The following is an 18,331-nucleotide window of genomic DNA, read 5'->3' on the forward strand; positions in this document are numbered from 1 at the left end:
CTGTTTTTCGTACCTTGGCCACTTGTTAGCACTTGGCTTGCGCCACTCCCCAACACTATTCAGCAACAAATAGATGAAGCGACGCAAGACCATTTTGACGGAATGATTGTTTACGTTCAGCAAGGACAACAACCGGCAACGATATTCACCGCGGGGTGGCACGATAGAGCCAAGCAGTTGCCTGCTGAACCTAATGCGTTATTTAAGATCGCGAGTATCAGTAAGCTTTATGTAGCGCTAGCAACAACAAAGCTCATCAACGACGGTCAGCTATCCCTAAATGACTCGCTTAGCCAGCTGTTACCTAAAGTCAGTCAACACCTTCCAAACGCTAATGAAATTACGTTGCGAATGCTTTTACAACATCGGAGTGGACTTCCTAACTTCACAGATACGCCCAACTACTGGTCAAATCCACCCGCAACAGCGTCGGAAAAACTCGCACTTATTATGGATGAGCCCGCTGATTTTGCACCCGATTCCGATTATGCATATTGCAATACAAACTATTTACTACTTACCCAAATTATTAACCATACTGTGGGTTATTCGTATCAACAGTACATTACCGATCGCATTTTACAACCATTAGCACTTCAGAATACTTACTTCTCGCTCGACGCAATTAATATCAAGGATCTCATGGGTGGTTACTACGTCGGTGTACAACCTAATATAAAAGAAAATGACTATGGTTCGATGATTGCCAGTATTACCGATGTTGGGCGATTCATTCGAGCACTTAACGACGGCTCTGCATTTGCACCCGGCGAACAAGCGATTTATTCATCGGTTTACAAGTTCGAACACGGAGGCTTGATACCCGGCTATCAGAGCTTAGCCGAGTATCACCCAGACATCGATACGGTCGTTGTTCAGTTCGTAAACACAACCGATTTTGACGGATACGAATGGAACCTCTCGGAAATATACATAAACCGTATTGTGGATATCCTTAAAAAGAAGCCTTAACTGGCTTCTTTTTGTTTCGCAAACTTATCAATCGTATTGGCATCGACGTCACAAGCGGCTTTAAATTCTTCCGAACCTTCATTTTTACCCACCTTAAATACCGAAAAAATTCGGGTCGTAACAGGGGTACGTTCGACATTTTGTTCAGTCGGTTTAAAGCGAAGGTAATCTAAGCTCACGATAAGTGCTTTGGCAGCCGTTTCGTTCGGGTATGCATATTCAACTTTATGGCTTGCGACGCGTCCCTCGCTATTTATTGTATAGATAATTGAGGCACATCCATTTTGGTTGTTGCGTGCAAGTGAGCGTGAGTATTGATCAGACAACTTTAGTGTTTTTTCTTGCTCCTCAACGACCCAATAGTCGGTATAAGCCTGACCATCTTTTTCTTTGGTTAAGTCCAAAGCATATTCAGGCTCTTCAGGTAAGTCCCGCCCCATACTTTCACATCCAATTAGCCCGAGTAAACAAATTGCTCCCGAGAGCCCAAATGCCAACTTTTTCATTTTTATATCCTCGTAAATTGACCAGATTAGCTATTTTTATCATAAATCATATCAGACTGTTACTAAAAATTAACATAAAATGTCTGCTGGCTTTTCACAGATTGAAACCTAAACTACGATATGGTTATATACTTATTATTAGTGAGTATATTTAAGCAATTTTTTATTAAGAGGTAACATCATGTCAGCGCTCAAGCCCGTTGTGACTCACTTTTTTGATGAGCCGACAAATACCTATAGTTATGTGGTAAAAGATCCCAATTCATCGCACTGTGCAATAGTCGATTCGGTGCTGGATTTTGATTATGCCGCAGGTCGTACAAGCACCGAGTCTGCTGAACGTATCTTAAAGTTCATCAAGGATAATCACCTCACCGTTGATTGGATATTAGAAACCCATGTCCACGCTGATCACTTATCTGCCGCGCCCTTTTTAAAAGAGCATACTGGCGCCCAACTGGGCATTGGCGAGCATATTAAAACCGTACAGGAGACCTTCGGAAAAGCATTTAATGAGGGCACTGAGTTTCAGCGCGATGGCAGCCAATTTGATCACCTGTTTGCCGATGGCGACACGTTCAGCATAGGCGAGCTACAAGCACAGGTATTACACACACCAGGTCACACACCGGCTTGTTTAACCTACGTAATTGGTGATGCAGCGTTTGTCGGTGACACGCTATTTATGCCCGACTATGGTACAGCGCGGTGTGACTTCCCAGGAGGTGACGCCCGCACCTTGTATCGCTCGATTCAAAAGGTCTTTGCACTTCCCGACCAAACACGGCTATTTATGTGTCACGATTATAAAGCGCCCGATCGCGATGAGTACGCATTTGAAACAACGGTTGCGGAAGAAAAACAAAACAACGTACATGTAGGCGGCGGCACAACCGAGGACGAGTTTGTAAAAATGCGCACCGAACGCGACGCGACACTCAATATGCCGCGTTTAATTTTGCCATCAGTGCAAATCAACATGCGCGCCGGCCACCTCCCACAACCAGAAAACAACGGCCAACGCTATCTCAAACTCCCCCTCAACCTGTTTTAGTAGGTCGCGCCTTTGGCGCGACGCTTGATTTATTCCTTCTCTAATAAATAACCTGCCAAGTTTATCAAGCTTGCAGTGAGGTCATCACTATCACGTAAGCTGGTCGGATTAATTCGGTACTTTCCATTCACGACAAAAGTCGGTGTTGCTCTCACGCCCAGCTTATCTATCAGACGTTGCCACTGATTAAACCGCGCTGTTACAGCGAAGCTCGCGATACCCTTATCAAAAGTCTGACCGTCGATACCGTTTACAATAAATACGTTACGAATATCCTCTGGCTCTCGTAATAAGTGACCCTTTTTAAAATTGTAATCGAACATCACACGATTTATTTTCTCTGCAATATCCATTTTTTGCGCAAGAATATACGCGCGAGTAATTGTACTCCCCGCCTCGGGACTCGGTGCAACTGATGCGACATGGACCTTGCTAAACTGATCGGCAAAAGCTGTTTTCATGGCGTCTGCAATGGGTTCGTAGCGATAACAGTACGAGCAGTACAACGAATAGAATTCGACTAGACCATCGTCATTTGCCTGGTCGACACCGTCAATAACATCGTAATGAACACCTTCTTTAAACGTTTGACTCGCGGCTGGAGCGCACAAAAACACCATAATCGACACCAGGGTCGCTTGAATAAAATATCTCATTAATCACCTTAGATTGTTATTTTTATTTACATTAATTGTTGTCATACCCTCTGTCCACCGCAATCCTAAATCATTTGACATGTGTTTTTTCATATATATGATTTACCATATATATGAAATAGGAACGGACACGATGACCCCATTACAGCTTTTTAAATGTCTAGCGGATGATACCCGTTTAAAGTCCGTGCTGATTGTAAGCACGCTTGAGGAAGCTTGCGTCTGCGATCTTATGGACGCGCTGGAGCTTGACCAGCCGAAGGTCTCGCGCCACCTCGCTGAACTGCGTAAGTGCAATATCGTGCTGGGTGAACGCCGTGGTAAGTGGGTGTATTACCAACTGCACCCTCACCTACCCACGTGGGCAAAAGACATCATTACGCAGGCTGCACGCAATAATTTAGACTACTTTTCCGCGGCCCTCGAAAAGCTTAAACAGGCGAAAGCCCGAGGCGCTAGCTGCTAACTAAAAAGGTTTCTTGTGAAAATACTCTACATCTGTACCCATAATCGCTGTCGTAGCATTTTATCAGAAGCGATCACCAACCACTTTGCCAGCGATCATATTCAGGCAAAAAGCGCTGGGAGCCAACCTGCAGGCGAGGTACACCCTCTCTCACTGCGTTATTTGAACGAAGCCGGTATATCGACCGAAGGGCTGCAAAGCCAGTCTTGGGATGACTTCGAATACTTCAAACCCGACGTCGTCATTACCGTCTGTGACTCGGCGGCAGGCGAGGCTTGCCCGGTTTGGTTCGGACAATCAATTAAAATGCATTGGGGACTTGCCGACCCTTCAAAGCTTGAAGGCACCGAAGAAGAGATTGCCGCCGCTTTCCGCGAGTGTATCAAAGAAATCAAACACCGCGTCAGTCATTTGCAAGGGATAGCTGAACAAGCTTTATCTCAAAGCCAGTTAAAACATGCTTTAAGTGAGTTGATTAATTAAAAAATAGGAATATTCATGGGTTTATTTGAACGTTATTTGTCTGTTTGGGTGGCACTTGCCATCATCGCAGGTATCGCCCTGGGTATTGCAGTCCCAGGGGTTTTTACCGTTGTATCAGAGCTTGAGTATGCCCACGTTAACTTAGTTATCGCAGTGCTCATCTGGCTCATGATTTACCCGATCATGGTACAGGTCGACTTCTCATCCATTAAAGATGTCGGTAAAAAACCAAAAGGCTTGGTATTAACCTTGGTCATCAACTGGCTGATCAAGCCGTTTACCATGGCACTACTGGGGTGGCTGTTCTTTAAAGGGTTGTTTGCCGACTGGGTCGACCCGCAAACCGCATCCGAGTATATCGCCGGTATGATCCTACTGGGTGTTGCACCCTGTACCGCGATGGTGTTCATTTGGAGTCAACTGACAAAGGGTGACGCGAACTACACCTTAGTGCAGGTTTCTATTAACGACGTCATCATGATATTTGCATTCGCACCTATCGCCGGCTTACTTTTGGGCGTAACGGATATCACAGTGCCGTGGGATACCTTGTTGCTGAGCGTTGTACTGTATGTGTTGATACCACTCATTGTTGGCGCATTAACACGCCAGAAGCTGGATAAAGCCAACGACCACACACGCCTGAACAACTTTCTCGCGACTATGAAGCCGTGGTCGATCGTGGGTCTGCTCGCGACGGTTGTCCTACTGTTTGGTTTTCAATCCGAAACCATTATCGAAAAACCGCAGGCGATTGTACTCATAGCGATTCCGCTACTGATTCAAACCTACGGTATTTTCGCAGTGGCGTATTTCTTAGCGAAGAAAATGAAGTTGCCGCATAACGTGGCTGCGCCCGCCTGCATGATAGGCACTTCAAACTTTTTCGAACTCGCAGTGGCGGTTGCCATCTCATTGTTCGGCCTGCACTCAGGTGCGGCACTCGCTACCGTTGTGGGCGTATTAGTCGAAGTACCTGTCATGCTCTCATTGGTGTGGTTTGCTAACCGCACGCGGCATTGGTTTAACGACTAAAAACGATACGATGCCTGTATCGCAAATGACCGACCGGGCTGGCTGTACTGCTCGGTCGGCGCATCTGCTGACAGTCCTGCGACACGTTGGTAAGGCACATAATACTTATCGGTTACATTGAGTGCCGCCAAGTTCACCTGCCAATCGCCCAAGCGCACACCCGCCAAAACATCCACAGTGGTATAGCCTGCCGTTTCGATATAAGGTCCCGACTCGGCCGACGCACTCGGTACATCATCCATGGCAGCAACCGCATTAACAATACCTCGGATATGCCAGTTATCAGCAAAGTAACCGAGCGAAAAATTCCCCGAAAGCGGCGATAATGAGGTCAACGCCTCGCCCGTCGCATCGTTCTCACCCGTTACGTAGGCAGCGGATGTATCGACACGCATGAAGTCAGTGAGCCAATGCGTCACACTCGCTTCAGCTCCCTTGATTGTCACTTCATCTTGATTCACATACTGATATTCAACCCGATCAACGCCTGGAATATAAGTGGGGCTCGTGCCTACAACCGCAGTCTCGATAAAATCATCAAAGCGACTGTAAAACGCGGCTAGGTTCCATCGCGTGGTGTCATTACTGAACTTTAATCCCGCTTCTACGGCGCGACTGCTTTCTGGCTGTAAGTCGGGGTTAGGCAAGATGGCATAAAACGGCTCAATGCCATGGCTCTGATAGGCTTGGTCATGCGGGGGGATCTTAAAGCCCTCGGCGTATTGCAGATAGCCGCGTATGCCCGACTCAAAGGTATACACACCCGCTACCTTAGGTGAAAATGCCGTCTCGTTGATATCTGCAAGCTCAGACATATCGTACAGCGTGTTCTCATTTGGACTCATCTCATAGTGGTCAACTCGCGCACCAACAATCAGTTTAAAAGCGGTCTCTTTAAACGTGATGTTATCCTGCAAAAACACACCTGTTAGCCATGTTTCGGCGCCGGGGAAGGCTTTCTGCGGCTCATTATCTTGCATTACTGTGCCATCGCTCGCGATACGTGTCTTGAATCGCGGTCGCTCGGTGTCGTAGTAATCAGCATCAAAGCCATACACGAGATCATGACGTGTTGAGGCGGCATCAAGTTGCTTTTGTGCTTGCCAACGCGCACCCATGATCCGTTGTTCAAAACCATAGTCATTGTAATCGGTATACGCGCCCGCTTGGCTTGCTCCCGCGCTGACCTGGTCGCTGCCTTGCTCATAATCCGTCAAATACAACTGCCAATGCTGCGAGTCGGCGAATGCGTTGGGCTGATTACGCTGATAGCCCACCGAAAGCGCCGTTTGACGATTGTCGTCGTCGGTTTGATTAGTTTCCGCAATAAACTGTTGAGTGTTTTGCTGAAAGTGGTCCAACGTAAACTTCAGTTCATCATCACCGATATCAAGTGCCCATTTAGCTAACACACTCTGGCTGTCGTAATCATAACCGGGCAAAGATTCCTCATAGTTCTGTGTCTCCTGACCTTGTCGCGCGGACACCTGAATCATCGCACTCGAGCCATCAAACTGCCGCGCTCCACTAAAGCCGAGCTTTGTCTCATCAGTGAGACCATCAAAGCCAAAACTCAAGCGCGCTGCTTTGTCATTGCCGTTTAACACATCACTCGGATCGGGCGTTGATATTACAATCACGCCACCTAAGCCATCCGAACCGTAAAGTGGTGATGCGGCCGCTTTCGCTACTTCAATTTGCTGTACCTGGGCCACATCTAAGTAACCGCGCCCCACCAAATAACCGCCTCCACCTGCGTAGGCATCGTTAAGTCGACGACCGTCTTTAATGTACTCCACCCGATTACCACCGATTCCTCGAATCGATAAGGTTTGTGCCTGCCCTTGGGTTCCCGTCGACTGAATACTCGGGTCATAGCGGAAAACATCCGCGAGACCATTACTCACTTGCATATCAATATCGTCTGCCGAAATAACGCTTACTGCGCCCGCGACATCCTCGAGCTTCTCCTCAGTACGCGAACCTGTGACCACTAAAATCTCATCAACGCTCTGGTCGGCTGCAGGTAAATTCACCTCTGCGGCATACACACCGCTGGTCATAGTTGTCGCGATGGCAGCGGCCAATAGCGAAGGTTTAAAAGCATCGGTTTTCTTAATCCAAACGTTCACAAGCTTCTCCAATTTCTTTGAATGACAAAACAGGCATCGTGAAAACGCAATAGATCTAAACGAAAACTATTTGCATTTGCAACTAAAACTTACTATTTTATTTTACGCAATCGCAAATCAGAACGATAAGAGGCTCCTATGACGCGGCTTTACAGAATATTGAAACACTCGTTGCTTATATTGGCAGCAGCCCTGCCCTTGCTCACTCACGCGCAAAACTCACCTCAAGGAGGAATAATTACCGCAGGTGGCACGTTAACCGACATCGTATTTGCCGTCGGGGGTGGCGACAAAGTGATTGGTGTGGATACTTCAAGCACCTCGCCCAGTGCTGTGCATAAGCTCCCTAAAGTTGGTTATTACCGCAACCTGTCCGCAGAGGGCGTGCTTAGCTTTAATCCGAAGCAAGTATGGGTACTCGAAGGCGCTGGCAGTGAACGCGCATTAGCACAAATCGAAACGGCCGGTGTACCTGTTACAGAATTCGATAAGCCCACAACGCTATCTGAACTGTATGCTCTGATTGAACAAGTCGCCGACCAACTTGGTACACCGGATCGCGCTGAGCCCGTAATTAACAGCATTAAAGACAAGTTTCATCCCGTTTCGCGTGCGCAACCACTCAGTGGCCTTTTTGTCTTGCAAGTATCCGAACGCGGTGTTGTCGCGGCGGGTCACGACAGCGTCCCCGATTTACTATTCAGCCAGTCGGACATTACCAATGTGGTAGACCACAAAGGCTTCAAAACCGTGTCGCGCGAGCATTTATTGGTAAACCAGCCTGACTTTATCGTCGCGCCCTCGCACGTGGTCGATGCCGCTGGGGGACGCGAGCAATTCTGCCAAAACGCAACCTTACAGTTATTAAACGCGGGGCAATCCTGCCAGCTATTGGTGATGGACTCGTTACTCGCACTGGGAATGACCACCCGCATTGCCGAAGCACATGAGGCGCTTTTAGCGTATGTTAATGACCTTTGAGCGACGCCGCTGGCTAATTGCCGGCACCCTCGGGATCCTGGCAAGTAGCTGGCTGCTGTTATCGAGCGGCCCGGTGCTGAGTGATTGGCGGCTACCGCTGATGTGGTTGCCCGGCTTCGGCACGCCCATGAGTGAACTCGAACAAACTGTCGTCACACAATTGCGTTTACCGCGTTTGGTTTTGGGGCTCTTGGTGGGCGCGGTATTGGCGCAAAGCGGCACAGCCATGCAAACCTTGTGTCGCAATCCACTGGCTGATCCGGGCCTCATCGGTATCTCTGGCGGCGCCGCAGTATTTGCCCTCGCAGTGATCGCATTGGGTGAACAAATCGGTTTACAAGGCAGTGTTTGGGTCTCTTTGGCCGCCTTTCTGGGCGCCCTAGTCACCACCTTTGTTGTCTATCGCTTAGCTGGCGGTAAAACAGGCGTCGACGTCGCCACGTTGTTACTTGCCGGTGTGGCAATTAACGCGCTAGCCGGCTCATTACTCGGCTTACTGAGTTATTACGCCGATGACGATGCACTGCGACTAATGAGTTTTTGGCAAATGGGTTCACTCGCGGGTGCCAGTTGGCAGCAGTTACCCTTAGGCGTGGTGCTCATGGGTGTCAGCTCAATCGCACTATTTATGTTGCGCAAGCCGATTAACACGCTACTACTGGGTGAACGCCAAGCACGTTACTTAGGAGTAAACACCGTGTCACTTAAGCGGCAATTGATTATTTGGGTGGCATTAGGTGTGGGCGGCGCAGTCGCATTGACCGGTATGATCGGCTTTGTCGGTTTAATTATACCCCACATTGCTCGCATGCTGGTGGGCGCTAATATTCGTTGGCTGATGCCTGTATCCATGTTGTTTGGTGCCGCAGTTTTGGTACTCACCGACTGGATCGCTAAAACCATCGTTGCGCCAGCTGAATTACCCATCGGGATAATCACCGCCGCAGTGGGCGCTCCTTTCTTCATCTATCTGCTCATCCAACAAAAACGGAGGCTTCATGCTGGATATTAAAATCACTCATGTTAACTATAGTCATAAACGGCTATTGGGCGCGTTCGACCTATCCCTTGAAGCCGGCGAATTTGTTGCTGTGATTGGTGAAAATGGCGCAGGTAAATCCACTCTACTCAATACGTTGGCAGGCGAACTCGATTACCACGGCAGTATTCAGCTCAACGGCCGCGAACTCACAAGCTGGATACCGGCCCAACTCGCACCCGTTCGCGCGGTGATGGAGCAAAAACTCAGTGCGCCGTTTGGCCTCACAGTAGCGGAGCTGGTCGGTATGGGGCGATTTTGGTCTCATGAGCCTGATTATGCAGCACACCAACGCGCACTGAACTGGCTCGAACGACTGGATGCCGCAAAGTTTGCCGAGCGCACCATGGATACCTTGTCTGGCGGTGAACAGCAACGAGCACATATCGCGCGTTGCTTGTGTCAGCTCGATGTCACGGTGCCCGGCGAGCAAATGCTGCTGCTCGATGAACCGACTTCTGCGCTTGATGTGTATCACCAACATTCTGTGCTCGCAGAACTGCGTCGTTTTACTCAGCAAGGTAATTTAGTTGTCGCAGTGATGCACGATCTGAACTTAGCTTCGCTCTATGCGGACAATATTTTGCTGCTCGCCGACGGCGAACTTAAGCATTTTGCCAAACCCGAGGCGGTGTTTCGTACCGAAATACTTGAACAAACTTATCGCAGTCCGGTCTACATCAGTGAGCACCCGAGTATTCGCAAACCCATGATTTTTACCGAACCCAGACACCTATAACAACGAACTTTAAGAGGTTAAAAATGAACGAACGTCAACAAGCCGCGCAGCAAGCACGTGCGCTTGCACAACGCAATAGCACCGCTGTGTTGTCGACTTTATCAAAGAAACTCGGTGGCATGCCGTTTGGTTCAGTATCGCCGGTGATGCTGACCGATGAGGGGCATATCGTGTTTTATGTCTCTGACATTGCCCAACATGCGCGCAACCTTAGTCAAGACAATCGTTTGAGCGTCACACTTTACGACAGCACCGATAAAGGTGATCAAAATACCCAAGGGCGACTCACGCTCAGTGGTCATGCCCAAGTGATTGACAACAATGACTTGGCCGAACGCTACTACCAACGCTTTCCAAGTGCCGAAGGCTACAAAAAAGCACATGATTTTAAATTTTGGCAGCTCAACGTAGAGCATATTCGCTTTATTGGCGGCTTTGGTGAGATATTTTGGCTGGAGCCGAAAGAGTGGTTAGTATCCGCGCCCGAGTGGGATTATAAAGCGGCACTTGGCATGATCACACACATGAATGAGGATCATGCCGATGCCTGTGCACTTATCTTGCAACAGCAATTAAACCGACACTCAGATGTGAAGGACAATACGTTCGAAGCGGGCAGTGTCACTATGCGCAGTGTTTACCCAGACGGCTTTCACCTCAGTTACGATGAGCGCTCCTTTTTCATACCGTTTGAAGCGATTGCGACTAATGGCCAACAAGTGCGCCAGCAACTCGTTAAAATGACCCATCAAGCGCGCGCCGCATGATACGTAAAGCGTGCGCTGCGGCGCACGCACTGATGTTTGCAAGATCAAAGCGCCTCTTTGTGTTAGTCTTTTTAAACTTTTCCGCTTTACAGCCAAGAGTTAACACAAGGATTTGAGTCGTGGACAAACGAATAATGGGTATGCTCGGTGCGGCACTTTTGTTTGTGGGTATGTTTTTACCTGTATTCAGCATGCCAACTATCGACGATATTACGTATTTTCAAAACGGTCGGTTTGATCGCATCATCGTCCTCTCGGCCTCGGTGTTTGCCATGTACTTTGCCTTTGCCCGCAACAGCAAGGGACTTGTAGCAGCAGGTGCTATGAGCTTAGTGTTTGCAGGCTACAGTTTTATTGATATGTACCTGCAAGTACGCGATATGAAAGCAAGCATTAGAACCGAATCGGTTAACTACGAGTTCGAGGGCTCAATTGATACGATCCTCAATACCATTGAGCTGCAATGGGGCTGGTATGTGATCGCAGCCGGTGTTTTACTTATCCTTGTCGCAGGGTTTGTCAGTGATAAAGCAAAACACAGCAAAAAGCGAGCATAACGCCTAAGTGAGTATCCGTAGTATTCGCTTGTGCGGCGTCCTTTTAATAATAGTTACGCTTCGTTAATCTGTCACCGCATTGTCACACTGGCTCGCTAATCTGCTATCACGCAGAAAAAAGGGAGCCTTTGCAATGCTTGATATCAACCGTCGACATTTTTTGAAAGTAGTCGCCTCGGCAGGAGCCGCCGTAACCGTATCCACCGCTTTAGGTGGCTGTTCATCGCTGGTGCGTGCCGATAACGCGGACACCGTTGACTTCACCCACGGTGTGGCGAGTGGTGACCCGACTACAAACGCGCTGATGCTATGGACCCGTGCAGTACCTAAAAATAACGCTAAGCCCGTTATTACCCTAGGTTGGGAAGTGGCGCGTGATCCGAGTTTTAGCGACATTATTCGCAGTGGTACCGCAACGACCTCTGCTCGCCGCGACTATACCGTTAAAGTGGATGTGCAACAGTTACCCGCTGGCATGTCGCTTTATTATCGCTTTGTTGGGCATGACCAATACTCACCCATCGGCGAAGGTGCCACGTTACCTCAACAAGGCATTGACTCTATTCGTTTAGGGGTATTTTCTTGCTCGAACTATCCGGCGGGTTTCTTTAACCCCTACCATCACGCAAGCCAAGATGACACTATCGATTTTGTGTTGCATTTAGGCGACTACATCTATGAATACGGCGCCGGTGGTTATGGCTACGACGATGCCGAACGCATTGGTCGCACCTTCCCGGATAATAACAACAAAGAGATCGTCTCGCTTGATGATTATCGCCGACGTTACGCGCTGTACCGAACAGACGAAGGATTAAAGGCGCTGCATGCCACCAAATCCTTTATTGTGGTGTGGGATGATCACGAGATCGCCAACGATACATACAAAGACGGTGCACAAAATCATCAACCCGACACTGAGGGTGATTTTTACCAACGCCGTGCCGCAGCCATTCAAGCCTATTATGAGTGGATGCCGATTCGCCCGCCACAAGGTGATGCTAGCCTACAAATTTACCGTTCGTTTGAGCTAGGTGATCTCGCCAACCTGATCATGCTAGACACCCGCATTATTGGTCGCGATAAACAATTAGCGTACGCTGACTTTACCGATGCCAGTACCGGCGAGTTTGATAGCCAAGGTTTTCAGGCGGCCATGCAAAGCGATCGCAGTATCTTAGGTAAAAAACAACTGCAATGGTTGGTCAATCAATTGGCTCAGTCAAATGCGCGTTGGCAGATCCTCGGGCAGCAACTGTTGATGGCTCGCATGAACTTCCCTGCCGCCATTATTGGCTCTAAAGATCGCTCCACCATCGCCAATAAACTGCTAAAAGCCGCCCAGCTCAAGCAAGCGCGTGCCAACGGCCAACAACTCACTGAGCAACAGCAACGCTACATTGATACCGTCACGCCATATAACCTCGATGCATGGGATGGCTATGCAATGGAGCGTGAAGTTTTGTTTCAGCAGGTAAAACAAATGGGCAAAAAGATCGTCGTCTTAGCCGGCGATACGCATAATGCCTGGCACAACCATCTCACCACGCATACCGGTGAGCAGATCGGTGTGGAGTTTGGTACCAGTTCAGTGTCATCGCCCGGAATGGAAACCTATCTCGGCCTTGATGATGCCACCGCAAAAAAACTAGCGCAGGCATTACCGACTGTTATCAAAGATCTGCAATACACCAACTTGCACGAACGTGGTTATATGGTCACCCAGATCAGTAAAGATGCCATTGATAACGAGTGGCGATTCGTTGATACCATCAAATCAAAAGATTATCAGCTGAGCGGGACACACCGAGCACAATTCCGCGGTTAGTCACACAGCTCAAAAAAAGCCGGTACGCGCTTCCATACACGCACCGGCTTTTTTGTTTGTCATGCTTACCATTCTAAGCGCTGACGAAACTCGAGGTAAACTAAGCGGCTGGGTCCGGCAATAAACGTCGGGTTACCAAAGCTTCCGCCCGTGTTGCCGGCATCAACAAGATAGTCTTTATCGAGTAAATTACTACCCTTCAGCACTAAGCTCCAGCCCGCCTGCTCGTCATACAAACCGACGCTGCCATTTAACAACGTGACGGCGTCTTCCTTAATTGGAATACCAGCAATCGGCGCGTTCGCAGGCTCAAAGAAAATCTCAGAGCGGTAAGTCGCAACTAAAGAGCTACGCAACATCAAACCATCACTGACCGTCATATCGTTCATCAGACCTAAGCTGGATGTCCACTCCGGCTGTAACCTAAATCGGTTGCCCGCCAACTGTCCGTTATTCGCATCATCGTCAATCTGAGCGTCCAAATAGGCAACATGACCAAAGAGCTCTAACTGATTAGAGAGGTACGCGGTAAATTCAGTTTCAACACCCCAGTTAGTCGCATCACCTGCATTATCGGTATAAAAGTTACCGGCATCATCTTGCAACGTCACCTGAAAATCTGAATAGTCCTGATAAAAGATCGAAGCGCTGTAGTTAACTGCATCGGCCCAGTTACCTTTGATACCCGTCTCGTAGTTCCAAATCGTCTCAGCGGGGATCTCGGACGAATCGGCAACCACCTCGCCCTGCTCGTTAAGTGTTGAACTTACATCCACGACAAACGAACGTTGGCCTTTAGATAGGGTCGCGAACCAATTGGTATCCTTATTGAGTGCGTACAACACATTGATTCGCGGGAGTAATGCACTGTCATCACCGGAGTCACTCAATACCGCGCCTCCTGTAGAAACCGTCGGTAGCAAGGGTTGCGTAGGCTGTCCCAATAAAGTCAGTAATTGGCTATTAGGCATGATGGCCGCAAAGCCGCTTTCGCGTGACTCGTCAATATATCGCAGACCACCGGAAACAGTGAGTTCTTCGCTGATATCATAAGTTATATCAAAGAAAGCCGACCAAGAACGATTATCACCCATATTGGTGTAGCTGCCTTGGTACGCAATTTCATTGAGTGCTCCACCCGTTAATACAGGCGTAAGCAAATTGACGCTGCCGTCTTCGTTAACACACGGCAATCCAGTACCTAACGCACCCACACAGTTAAAGTAGATTGATTCCTCGGTGCTAAATGGCACACGTTGAGAGCCTTCTTCGCTAAAATAGTTAGCGCCCCAAAGAATAAACGCGTTATCTAATGTATGGCTAAAGCGTAATTCTTGGCTCCACTGCTCGCCTTGCGCATCTTCAGCAAACTCCAAGAACCACGCCTGGGTGCCATCCGCATCAAAAATCTCTAACGAATCAAATTCGCGATAACCCGTGACCGATGTCAAAGTGGTGGTATCATTTAGACGCCAGTCAACCGTTAAGTTGAAGTCATCAATCGTGCGATCAAGACCCAACTTAGGCGCACCAAGTACTTCTTCCGAGTAGGGTGAGCCGGTCATTTCAACAAAACTATAAGGGCTGGTATCACCACCGGTTGGTGCGTATATGCCGTTTTTAAACGCAGTCCCCGTGTCATCATTCTTTTCGTAGCTATAGATAAAGTCGGCAGTAACCGCATCGCTTGGTGTATAACGTAACGAAAGGCGCGCACCCGTACGTTCAATACCATTCATATCATCTTGCTCAGGCGCGATGTTATCAATATAGCCATCACGCTCACGATAACTGAAGGCTAGACGCCCTTTCAGATCCTCGCCCGCCAAGTTAATAAAACCGTCCGCACGACGCTGCGACAAGTTGCCCGCACCTAACGCCAATTCGGCATTATCAAAGTCATCTGGCTTGCGAGTAATTACGCTAATAGCGCCCACTGCTGCTGCGGTACCAAATAATGTCGCCTGAGGTCCTTTAACCACCTCTACACGCTCAATATCAAACAGCTCAAAATAAGAGCCACGTGAACGCGACACATCGACACCGTTGTAGTAAATCGAAACACGCGGAGAAATTTGTGACGAGCCGCTATCCGACGTAATCCCACGGATCACAAAGCCCGGGTTGTTAGGACTTTGCTCCTGAATCACCAGACCTGGCGTGAGATCCGAGATCATATCCAACTCACTCAAACCGAGCTCTTCTAAGCGCTTACCATCAAACGCTGAAATGCTCGCAGGCACATCCACTATCGATTGCGTGCGTTTTTGCGCAGTCACTTCAATTCGTTCGAGTTTATCTTGGGCATTGTCTTGTTGTTCATCTTGGGCATAACTCAGCGCCGGCAACGAAGCCAAAACGGGTAACGCCAAAACCAATGCGCGCGTAATCACGTTGCGTGTAAAAGTGTATTTCATATCCAATCATCCGTTTGAAAAGTCTGCGCAAAAGATAGGTGGCTTTAATGACAATTCAGGTGCGGATAAATGACAGAATGCTGAAATTATTGTGTCAACGAGACAAGCTTTATAAGCTGATTTAGAAGTCTCAAATAATACTTGAGCTACTATGCCTGACGAAAAGGCATACTCCTGAGGGGAACTGCAGATTAAAAGTTGGGGCTTAACGCCCCTGTTGCTGCTTATTAAACACCCTACCCGAGTGAATTAAACTGGTTAGTTTGATGAACGGCTTAATGATCAACTGAGCGCTGCCTACGATAAACAACCACGTCCCACTATCCACTAAGGACTCGTTTAAAAAGAAGAAGCTACCGATTAAAAACCAGACTGCGATGAGCAAGTCGTTTAGCGCGCCTAATGCTTCATACCGGCGTTGAATAACGATATGCCGCTTTCCTAAGTCGAGATCTAATTCCGTGTTTTGGGTCATAGTATTCCTGTATGTCATTGGAATTACGTTTAAGCGTTTCGTTAATATCCCACGGGCATCGCTGTTGTCGCAAGTGATTGGGGGGGGGTGAATTATCGATAAGTATGGTTTGGTCTGATTTGTGCCAAGAGCAGCCGTCCATACGCTAGCATCTAAGCGGCAGAAATGTACGTACAACTGACCTTCATTACTCTTTATCTGAATGAATAGATCTTATTCTTAAAAAAGGTAGTGTTACAATCAAGTCATAAGTAATGAGCATCTATGTCCCTCAATAGGTAAGTATGTATGAAGTTAGATATCCGATCGGGAACGATAGAGGAAGTTTTAAAGGTTAATGTTCAAATCCCTGAGTTCGATGGAAGGACAACAGCCAGTAAAATAAGTACAAAATTAACAGGAAAAGCGCACTTAATTCTTGTCGCTAGCCACGCTGAAAAGCCAATAGCATACAAAATAGGTTATGAGATTTCGGATACGGAATTTTACAGTTGGCTTGGCGGAGTCATACCAAACTACAGAAAAAAAGGTGTGGCCACTAAGCTTCGCGAGAAGCAAGAATCATGGGCGCTTAATCATGGATATAGTACCATCAGTGTAAAGTCGATGAACCGATATCGAGCAATGTTACAATTGCTAATCTCAAATGGCTATTACATATCGGGCTATGAAGATAATGGTTGTGTTGCTAGTAGTAAAATCAAATTTATCAAGCACTTAAATAAAATAGCAGAATAAACGTTTTTATACCTTATAGCGATTGGTGAACGTCTGCTCGTTGTCTTAAGAAGACCACCACGAGCGCTGTGGTGATGGTCTGGTAATCGCTCATAACGGACAAACTGCTTGATTTCAGGAGCGGACGTTAACGCTCGAGTACAAGAATAGTGTCGGCTTGTATGTATTGCTCTCAGCTTTAGGGATTTGGCGATATCGCTCCGTACACTTGCTCATGTTTCATATTAAAGTCTAATCAATTCTAAACTCCTTAATATGTTTAAGTTTGCCCTGAGCATCAGTAACTTTAAGTATTCGCGTTGATTCCGAAATGAAAATGCCACTCGGTACACTAGTGTCGTGAATGACGATTCTATCGGAGGGGACTTCGTCGGAGTTACCGACTTTGTACGCTTCAATTGTGCATGGAAAAAACTGTTTGCACCACGACGGGTCAACGGGCATTAATTCTTTACCCAATCGTGCCCATTGGGGACGGTTTAAGCGGTACTCAGTACGCGGCCAAATTACGGTAACATCGTACTCTTCCGGCGTTGGAGACCAATACTCACCGTTCCCTTTTGTTAGCACAACGGGATTACTGAAATCATGTTTATCGATGACCCAAGTATAACTTTTGGGTTCGTATTTTACGTCGCTTCGCTCGGTGAAGTCTGTTTGATTGATGGTCAGTGGATCGGTCTTTAGCGACTCTTTCAAATAGTGAGCGAGCCATCGGCTTTCATTAATGTGACTATATCCCACATGAATGAGCATTTTGGCATCGGGCTCACTGTTAAATACTTTTGTGCGAAGATTCTTCACAGCACTTCGCTCCCGCGCCTCTGTTCCCGCTCCGACTTCAGAACCGTAATCATAGGATACGAGTTGAAACCCCAACTGACGAGCTCGCAGCACTAAATTGGAAAAAAGCGGTTCATTTGTGTAAAAGCCTGCTTTCTCGTTAACGTATTCAGGGGGTAACTTATTTTCAGCGTTAGCCGAGAGTGCCTCTAAAGCCAAATAGCGAAATCCTTGGTTCCATAGACTTTCCAGTAACCTGTAGGTGAGAATGCGGTGTTGCGGTACATGGTGAGCTTCGTTGACCATCACTATTTGATACTTACCAGCGGTATCAGCAATGTTTTTGACAGCATCTTGTGTTTTCAACGCTTTAACCGCGGTGTTTAACTGATCAGAGTAAGGGTCGTGTTGATCAAAGGCATACAGGGCTTGCTGGTGTTGCCCCGTAAATGAATATGCTGTGCCAAGCTCTTGCAGCAGAAAATCGAGCACAGGATGATTATCTTCATACTCTAATAAAAGTGCCTCCAAAATTTCGATTTTAGCACTTAAGGTTTTTCCATTGGTTTGTTCATAGACTCGACTAGACGCCCTATTTATTTCCTTTAAATATTCTTCTGCAGACAACTCGTCAGCAGAGAGCGGCAACACACTGAATAAAGTGATCATGAATACCGCAACCAAGTTGAACGTTTTCACAAAT

18 protein-coding genes are annotated in these 18,331 nt (G+C 47.7%); 12 read left to right on the plus strand and 6 right to left on the minus strand.

Annotated elements, in window-relative coordinates:
- The coding region (locus tag OS145_RS08030) for a serine hydrolase domain-containing protein (RefSeq protein ID WP_242603662.1) at window positions 1–972 on the plus strand (972 nt) is incomplete at its 5' end.
- Here the strand turns inward: OS145_RS08030 and OS145_RS08035 are convergent.
- Window positions 969–1,478 (minus strand): energy transducer TonB, encoded by a 510-nt coding sequence (locus OS145_RS08035; protein ID WP_006955858.1) that lies wholly within the window; start codon window positions 1,476–1,478, stop codon window positions 969–971. The genes OS145_RS08030 and OS145_RS08035 overlap by 4 nt on opposite strands.
- Before the next feature lie 181 nt (window positions 1,479–1,659).
- Here OS145_RS08035 and OS145_RS08040 point away from each other — a divergent pair, with 181 nt between their 5' ends.
- Window positions 1,660–2,532, plus strand: a complete 873-nt coding sequence (locus tag OS145_RS08040) for an MBL fold metallo-hydrolase (protein ID WP_006955859.1) — start codon at window positions 1,660–1,662, stop codon at window positions 2,530–2,532.
- Window positions 2,533–2,561: 29 nt separating this feature from the next.
- On the opposite strand, the gene OS145_RS08045 is transcribed toward OS145_RS08040, so the two are convergent.
- Window positions 2,562–3,188, minus strand: coding sequence for a thiol:disulfide interchange protein DsbA/DsbL (locus tag OS145_RS08045; RefSeq protein ID WP_006955860.1), 627 nt, complete (start codon window positions 3,186–3,188; stop codon window positions 2,562–2,564).
- A gap of 133 nt (window positions 3,189–3,321) precedes the next feature.
- Here OS145_RS08045 and OS145_RS08050 point away from each other — a divergent pair, with 133 nt between their 5' ends.
- Genes OS145_RS08050 through arsB form a run of 3 tightly spaced genes read left to right on the plus strand, consistent with a single transcriptional unit; the run spans window position 3,322 to window position 5,172 of the window.
- Window positions 3,322–3,654 (plus strand): metalloregulator ArsR/SmtB family transcription factor, encoded by a 333-nt coding sequence (locus OS145_RS08050; protein WP_006955861.1) that lies wholly within the window; start codon window positions 3,322–3,324, stop codon window positions 3,652–3,654.
- Between the two features lie 15 nt (window positions 3,655–3,669).
- On the plus strand, window positions 3,670–4,137 hold the full coding sequence (locus OS145_RS08055) for an arsenate reductase ArsC (RefSeq protein ID WP_006955862.1): 468 nt from the start codon (window positions 3,670–3,672) through the stop codon (window positions 4,135–4,137).
- 15 nt (window positions 4,138–4,152) lie between these two features.
- The gene (arsB, locus tag OS145_RS08060) at window positions 4,153–5,172 is read left to right on the plus strand and encodes an ACR3 family arsenite efflux transporter (protein ID WP_006955863.1); all 1,020 of its coding nucleotides are present in this window, start codon (window positions 4,153–4,155) and stop codon (window positions 5,170–5,172) included.
- Here arsB and OS145_RS08065 read toward each other — a convergent pair.
- Window positions 5,169–7,304, minus strand: coding sequence for a TonB-dependent receptor, heme/hemoglobin family (locus OS145_RS08065; protein ID WP_006955864.1), 2,136 nt, complete (start codon window positions 7,302–7,304; stop codon window positions 5,169–5,171). The two genes, arsB and OS145_RS08065, sit on opposite strands and share 4 nt — an antisense overlap.
- 138 nt (window positions 7,305–7,442) lie before the next feature.
- Here OS145_RS08065 and OS145_RS08070 point away from each other — a divergent pair, with 138 nt between their 5' ends.
- The 6 genes from OS145_RS08070 (at window position 7,443) to OS145_RS08095 (ending at window position 13,215) form a co-directional block, all read left to right on the plus strand.
- The gene (locus tag OS145_RS08070; protein ID WP_006955865.1) at window positions 7,443–8,285 is read left to right on the plus strand and encodes a heme/hemin ABC transporter substrate-binding protein; all 843 of its coding nucleotides are present in this window, start codon (window positions 7,443–7,445) and stop codon (window positions 8,283–8,285) included.
- Window positions 8,275–9,297, plus strand: coding sequence for a FecCD family ABC transporter permease (locus OS145_RS08075; RefSeq protein WP_040488003.1), 1,023 nt, complete (start codon window positions 8,275–8,277; stop codon window positions 9,295–9,297). Before OS145_RS08070 ends, OS145_RS08075 begins: the two co-directional genes overlap by 11 nt.
- Complete coding sequence (locus OS145_RS08080) at window positions 9,284–10,063, plus strand: heme ABC transporter ATP-binding protein (protein ID WP_006955867.1); 780 nt, start codon at window positions 9,284–9,286, stop codon at window positions 10,061–10,063. Before OS145_RS08075 ends, OS145_RS08080 begins: the two co-directional genes overlap by 14 nt.
- A gap of 23 nt (window positions 10,064–10,086) precedes the next feature.
- On the plus strand, window positions 10,087–10,830 hold the full coding sequence (locus OS145_RS08085) for a HugZ family pyridoxamine 5'-phosphate oxidase (protein WP_006955868.1): 744 nt from the start codon (window positions 10,087–10,089) through the stop codon (window positions 10,828–10,830).
- Window positions 10,831–10,949: 119 nt separating this feature from the next.
- Complete coding sequence (locus OS145_RS08090; protein WP_006955869.1) at window positions 10,950–11,387, plus strand: hypothetical protein; 438 nt, start codon at window positions 10,950–10,952, stop codon at window positions 11,385–11,387.
- A gap of 133 nt (window positions 11,388–11,520) precedes the next feature.
- Complete coding sequence (locus OS145_RS08095) at window positions 11,521–13,215, plus strand: alkaline phosphatase D family protein (protein ID WP_006955870.1); 1,695 nt, start codon at window positions 11,521–11,523, stop codon at window positions 13,213–13,215.
- A 65-nt stretch (window positions 13,216–13,280) separates the two neighbouring features.
- Here OS145_RS08095 and OS145_RS08100 read toward each other — a convergent pair whose 3' ends face one another.
- Both OS145_RS08100 and OS145_RS08105 read right to left on the minus strand, forming a co-directional pair.
- Window positions 13,281–15,632 carry a TonB-dependent receptor gene (locus OS145_RS08100; RefSeq protein WP_006955871.1) on the minus strand — a complete coding sequence of 784 codons (2,352 nt, stop codon included), beginning with the start codon at window positions 15,630–15,632 and terminating at the stop codon, window positions 13,281–13,283.
- A gap of 205 nt (window positions 15,633–15,837) precedes the next feature.
- Window positions 15,838–16,107 (minus strand): YrhK family protein, encoded by a 270-nt coding sequence (locus OS145_RS08105; RefSeq protein ID WP_006955872.1) that lies wholly within the window; start codon window positions 16,105–16,107, stop codon window positions 15,838–15,840.
- Window positions 16,108–16,395: 288 nt separating this feature from the next.
- Between OS145_RS08105 and OS145_RS08110 the strand changes: the two genes are divergently transcribed.
- Window positions 16,396–16,845 (plus strand): GNAT family N-acetyltransferase, encoded by a 450-nt coding sequence (locus OS145_RS08110; RefSeq protein ID WP_006955873.1) that lies wholly within the window; start codon window positions 16,396–16,398, stop codon window positions 16,843–16,845.
- A 231-nt stretch (window positions 16,846–17,076) separates the two neighbouring features.
- Here the strand turns inward: OS145_RS08110 and OS145_RS08115 are convergent, their stop codons facing one another.
- Complete coding sequence (locus OS145_RS08115) at window positions 17,077–18,327, minus strand: hypothetical protein (protein ID WP_006955874.1); 1,251 nt, start codon at window positions 18,325–18,327, stop codon at window positions 17,077–17,079.
- Window positions 18,328–18,331: the final 4 nt, after the last annotated feature.

Source organism: Idiomarina baltica OS145 (assembly GCF_000152885.1).
GTDB lineage: Bacteria > Pseudomonadota > Gammaproteobacteria > Enterobacterales > Alteromonadaceae > Idiomarina > Idiomarina baltica.